The organism is Anaerovibrio sp. (assembly GCF_024697385.1).
Lineage (GTDB): Bacteria > Bacillota > Negativicutes > Selenomonadales > Selenomonadaceae > Anaerovibrio.
Map to the genome: position 1 here is coordinate 1 of NZ_JAILFV010000089.1, position 5,177 is coordinate 5,177.

7 protein-coding genes are annotated in these 5,177 nt (G+C 42.9%); 1 reads left to right on the forward strand and 6 read right to left on the reverse strand.

The features are described from left to right. On the forward strand, positions 1-282 hold a 282-nt coding region (locus tag K6C05_RS04610; protein WP_296731815.1), incomplete at its 5' end, for a bifunctional hydroxymethylpyrimidine kinase/phosphomethylpyrimidine kinase. A gap of 77 nt (positions 283-359) precedes the next feature. Here K6C05_RS04610 and K6C05_RS04615 read toward each other — a convergent pair. From K6C05_RS04615 to K6C05_RS04640, 6 genes are all read right to left on the reverse strand, one after another. Further along, positions 360-2,012 carry a PcfJ domain-containing protein gene (locus K6C05_RS04615; RefSeq protein ID WP_296731817.1) on the reverse strand — a complete coding sequence of 551 codons (1,653 nt, stop codon included), beginning with the start codon at positions 2,010-2,012 and terminating at the stop codon, positions 360-362. Positions 2,013-2,081: 69 nt separating this feature from the next. Then, the gene (locus K6C05_RS04620) at positions 2,082-2,699 is read right to left on the reverse strand and encodes a flavodoxin family protein (RefSeq protein ID WP_296731820.1); all 618 of its coding nucleotides are present in this window, start codon (positions 2,697-2,699) and stop codon (positions 2,082-2,084) included. A 68-nt stretch (positions 2,700-2,767) separates the two neighbouring features. Continuing rightward, a complete protein-coding gene (locus tag K6C05_RS04625; protein ID WP_296731821.1) occupies positions 2,768-3,301 on the reverse strand; it encodes a methylated-DNA--[protein]-cysteine S-methyltransferase in 534 nt (177 codons plus the stop codon). 160 nt (positions 3,302-3,461) lie between these two features. After that, positions 3,462-3,896 carry a zinc-ribbon domain and TM2 domain-containing protein gene (locus K6C05_RS04630; protein WP_296731824.1) on the reverse strand — a complete coding sequence of 145 codons (435 nt, stop codon included), beginning with the start codon at positions 3,894-3,896 and terminating at the stop codon, positions 3,462-3,464. 106 nt (positions 3,897-4,002) lie between these two features. Then, entirely contained in the window at positions 4,003-4,899 is an 897-nt protein-coding gene (locus tag K6C05_RS04635) for a hypothetical protein (RefSeq protein WP_296731826.1), read from the reverse strand. A gap of 71 nt (positions 4,900-4,970) precedes the next feature. Beyond that, positions 4,971-5,177, reverse strand: a 207-nt coding sequence (locus tag K6C05_RS04640; protein WP_296731829.1) for a hypothetical protein, incomplete at its 5' end; no start/stop codon positions are given.

Sequence of the window (5,177 nt, forward strand, 5' to 3'; positions counted from 1 at the left end):
TACGGTGGCGTTCTGGTAAAAGGCGGTCATTTGAAGGAAACCGCTACAGACTTACTCTATTACAACGAAGAATTCAACTGGTACCGCCAGGAGCATATAGATAACCCTAATACCCACGGAACAGGCTGCACCCTGTCATCTGCCATAGCCTGCAATTTAGCCCTGGGAATGGAGCTGCCTGAGGCCATTGCCAAGGCAAAAAAATATCTTACCGGAGCCTTAAAGGCCGGACTGGATATAGGCAAGGGCTCAGGACCACTGAACCACATGTACAATATCTAATACAATAAAAATCAGAGGCAAGCCTGGATGGCCTGCCTCTTTTTAATGTGCCCCAAAATATTTAATGTGAAATCAGATTACATTATCGGCTTGAATTCCAGATTATGTCGTATCCCCCAGTCCTTGACAGCGTCAAGAATCTCTCCTGTCAATATATTATTATGATCTCCCAAAGCCTGTCGGATTACTCCTCCGGCAACCTCTATACATGCAACCAGCTTTCCGTTAGACTCTAAATAATATATGGTACATTCCCTGCGATTCATCTTTTCTGTATACAAATAAAAAACACAATTATGGAATCTCTCAGATAATTGAAACAGCTCACTGCCACTACGGGCTACTTTAAAGCTCCCATAAGGAGTATCCTCTTCTTTCATAAGGTCTCCCTTGGTCAAGGTAAATTCGATGTTCATAAAATCCTTATGTTTGGCATTAGCTTCCCGACGCCTTTGTTCATTATCTATCCGCCGCCTTGCATCCATCCATATATCATGGGTATCCCTGGAAAAACCAGTGCGATAAATCGACTGAACAAAATCATCCCGAAAATCATCCTCTGTATAATCGTGAAACCACATATTAAGACAGTCTGAGACTATATAGCTGTTTGTTTCCATGGCACCACGAAGGATTTCTGCCACCCGTTGCGGATTCCACTTATCATGCAGCCATTCATACAAAAGCTGCCATCCTACATACTGGCTATCATATCCGGTGGTATCATTCTCCTCCTGACTCCACCAGTTCCTTATGGCATAATCATTGATACTGCCCCACCACAGTGTTTTCCGTCCTCCATTTTTGAGATAAAAATGACCGGAGCGGTCGATACCCCATTTGCTCAGATCATTACCCATAAAAATATCCATATCATAAAATAATGGCCATAAATTCGTATCTGTAAGGCCTATTTTTTGAAGGAAAAAGCAGATAATCAGTATTCTGCCATACTGCCTGTACGCCCTTTGCAATGCCTTGGTGGCCGGAAGCTGCAGGTAATCACAGATTATCTGAAAATTACTGTCATTGGTACGCAGGACCTGACGGGAAAAATCATACCCCAAAAGCTCTACATACCAGCCTACACTGACATCCAAAGGATATTGGATAAAATATTTCAACAATTTTCCTGGAGGCATATTCTCCGGCACAGTAGGCACAAAACCAAATTCCTCCCTGGAAAGCTCCATTAAAAAGCCCATAACCTTATCCACTACCACCTGAGGAATATCCACTGAAAAGTCAAAGCCCTTATCTGTCCAGTCATATTTATAGGAAAAGCCATTACCTCCGAACTCAAGCCTGTCTGTTTGTGAAGGAATGGCTATATACTGCCATTTACCATAATCCAGACGAAGAGAATACTGCTTGCTTCCTCTGGTGTGAAGAGATATTCCCTGATAATTGGCAGAAACCGTATAGACATCCACCAAAATGATTGCTGTCTTTTGAGGTTTATAAAGCTGTACCCGCCATCTGGCACACGCATTTTTATAAATCTGGTTATATCTTTCTGAAAAATCACTTGCATCAACGTAAGCCAATAAATGATACGGCTTGTCATCAGCTTTTTCCTGTACCTGTTCGGCAGTCATGTCGCGGCTAACAAAGCTGAGATTAAATTTTTCTATATCTTCCTGAACCCAAGGTGCCTTGGACTCTACCCACTGTACTTTATTTCCGTCAAAAATATAAAAGCTCTGTTCCATCCAATCATCACCTGCCAAAGCCCACATTACTCATTAGACATAAAATCAGGACTGGGGATAATGGTTACTCCCCAGCCCCAAAATCTATCATCTTACAAAATTAGTTTTTTCCCATGGCTCCCTCTCCGGAACACCATATTTTTCCCTGCCCAGGGCAATGCTCCTCATCAGGAAAACCATATTTCTTGCCAATGTCCGCATAGTTTGGAGTCCTTCTTTATCCTCCCTGGCTTCCCCAGGAGCTGCGCCATGAACACTGTTCCAATACTGACTGGATGCAATAGGCATTCCGCATATTCCAAAATATTTATTCAGCGCATCATAGGTAGCTGACAGACCGCCACGACGGGCTACAGCGACACTGGCTCCTACCTTCATCGTCTTATCGGCCTTGCAGCTCATAAATAATCTATCCAAAAAGGACAACACAGTGCCATTCGGTGATGCATAGTATACAGGTGATGCCACCACCATGCCATCACACTCTTCCAGCAGCTTGGCAGTAGAATTTACTTCATCATCAAATACACACTTCCTGGTTTCCCCACAGGAATAACAGCCTATACAGCCTCGAATTGCCTTATTGCCAATATGTACCACCTGTACCTCAATACCTTCTGCATCAAATACTTTCTTCAGCTCATCAATGGCCACAGAAGTATTTCCATTAGCCTTTGGACTGCCATTAATTATTAAAACCTTCATAACTGCTCCTCACAATACACACAAAATTTATTGATGAAACCTATCCGGCAGAACCGAACAGGTTTCATTTATTTTTCAATATAATTTATTTTCTCCAGATCCAATAAATATTTTTTTACCTCTATACCGCCATTATACCCTGTAATGCCTCCATCAGCGCCCAATACTCTGTGACAGGGGAGAATAATTGCTATTGGATTATGTGCCAATGCCCCCCCAACCGCCTGGGGAGAAGCCTTGGTTTTACGCTGTTTGGCAACAATTGAGGCAACTTCACCATAAGACATGGACTGCCCATAGGGAATAGTTTTCAGCACTTTCCATACTTGTTCCCTAAAGGGTGAATCATGGATGGACAGCTTTGGCATAAAACCTGGATTATTACCGCTAAAATACAGTTCCAGCCACAGCTTTGTGTCAATAATAACAGGTAAATTATCGCTGAACTTCACATCCCGAATATTCATGGGAAAGGTGTTTCCATCCTCATGCTCATAGGCAATACCCGTCAGTCCTTTTCCATCTGCAGTCAGGTATAGCTTTCCAACAGGAGAATCATAATATGATATGTATTTCAACCCCGAATCACCTCTTAATGACATACTCTATCCTTGATTAATACTCCATTGAGATGATATTTTCCTGCATATTTTTTAATTTTATCCGTAACAAAAAGTACCCATCCGCAGACAGGTACCAAATGTTTTAATACAAATTTCCCCAGGCCAAAATTATCTGTTGCTGCTACTTCCGCAAAATTTCTCAAGCGTAAATATTGCCATTGACATCACTATCGGCCACAAGTCCGAGGATTCCCTCAACAATGCCCAAAAGTCCAGGAATGAATGTCCAGCAGAAAACAAGATATATTATGCCCCACATGGTCTTACCGGCATAAAACTTATGAATTCCCAGGTGCCCCAACAAAAGGCCCAACAATCCATAAGCCACTTTATTGACCAGCTTTTTGTCATCACCGATGGACCACGCAACACCAGGAGCGCAACCATAAGGGCTGCCCTGCCCATACTGACCTGGCTGCCCATACTGACCGTAGGAAGCCTGCTGACCTGTCTGGCCATAGCCAGCACCATTCATCGGCTTAGCAGGTGCACTTCCCACCGCAATACCACAATTATGACAAAATGTAGCAGAATCTTCCAGTTCCTGACCACAGTTCGAGCAAAACTTAGACATATACTCAACTCCCTAAATAGCTAAAAGCTTAATTAACATACCTTAAGTCTAGCATAATTCATTCTAAGCTTCAACATATCTGTATGATGCTGCTGCAAAATGACATCTATGCAATATTTGTATTTCTCTTATAGCTGTTTAGTTTTTTTATACCCTTAGGCAATGGCAAATCATCATAGGCTGCCTTGATTTCCCGAAAGAGCTCCGCCTTACGGATGTCATCGGTTTCAGGATTGCGCCATTCCTCGTACATGGCGTGAGTTGCCTTGCCCACAGCCAGAGTTTCCTGAGAATGTACCTGCATTTCAAATGACTGGCCAGAAGGGCTGGTGGCATTCAGGTGGACTGCCTTGTACCTGCCTGATTCATTAAGGTATTTGTTATCCACCTCATCCACAGTATAGCCCTTCTCCTCAAGGAGCTTTACAGTGGCACGAACCATGTCTGCCATATCATCATGCTTTACCACCTGGGTATATCTTAACAAATCTCCTGTTTCGGATACATATTCATAATCCTGCTTCGGAACCTCACCGGACTGGCGGGCTTTATCTATTTTCCTGACGATCTTGCTTTTGACACTGGAGGCTGTTTTTACAGAATATTCGAGGCCCTCCATTGTAGTTCCCAATTTATCGGCAATATCAAGCATATCCAATGTAATCCGCGGTTCATTAGCCCTGGCCATGTTATAGGCCACTTGAGCCCTGACCTGACATCCATCCAAGACATTGTCCTGCTTGGAAGCACTACCGGATACTACTACCCTACCATTTCTATTGCGATAAGGAATTCCCCCCAGTCGCATACCTTCAGTAAATATTCCTGCCTGCCCCAACAGGCCGACGCTGGCAGCTGCAGCGCTATTTACATTGCCAAAACTGCAGGCAAAGGCTGACCATGCAACAATTCCTGCTACCAGTATTGCCTTGCCCTTTCCCAGATTATGCATCCTTGTAACTCTAAGCATTCTTGATAAATCATTCAGCCGGGTATTCTTCATATACCCCTTAACTTTTTTGAAATATTCACAAATATCTTCCGTATCCATACTACAGCTTCACATCCTTTCAATTAATTTAACCCACTAAATTTAAGGCTTTCCCCTTGGTACATTTTCAATATAGCAATAGTTTCTGTAAAAAAGGTGAAAAAGTCAAACTCTAATTTTATTTTAATTTTACCAATACAAAAAGGTGCTGCCACTTCCCCCGTAAAAGGATGAAGCGCAGCACCTTTATAACTCGGTGTAAGATGTCCCCTTCCTCTATAGGTGGGGGG

Bases quoted from the DNA above. Each gene is read 5' to 3' on its own strand.
- K6C05_RS04620 (WP_296731820.1), bottom strand. From the start codon at position 2,699: ATGAAGGTTTTAATAATTAATGGCAGTCCAAAGGCTAATGGAAATACT.
- K6C05_RS04625 (WP_296731821.1), bottom strand. From the start codon at position 3,301: ATGTCATTAAGAGGTGATTCGGGGTTGAAATACATATCATATTATGAT.
- K6C05_RS04630 (WP_296731824.1), bottom strand. From the start codon at position 3,896: ATGTCTAAGTTTTGCTCGAACTGTGGTCAGGAACTGGAAGATTCTGCT.
- K6C05_RS04635 (WP_296731826.1), bottom strand. From the start codon at position 4,899: ATGAAGAATACCCGGCTGAATGATTTATCAAGAATGCTTAGAGTTACA.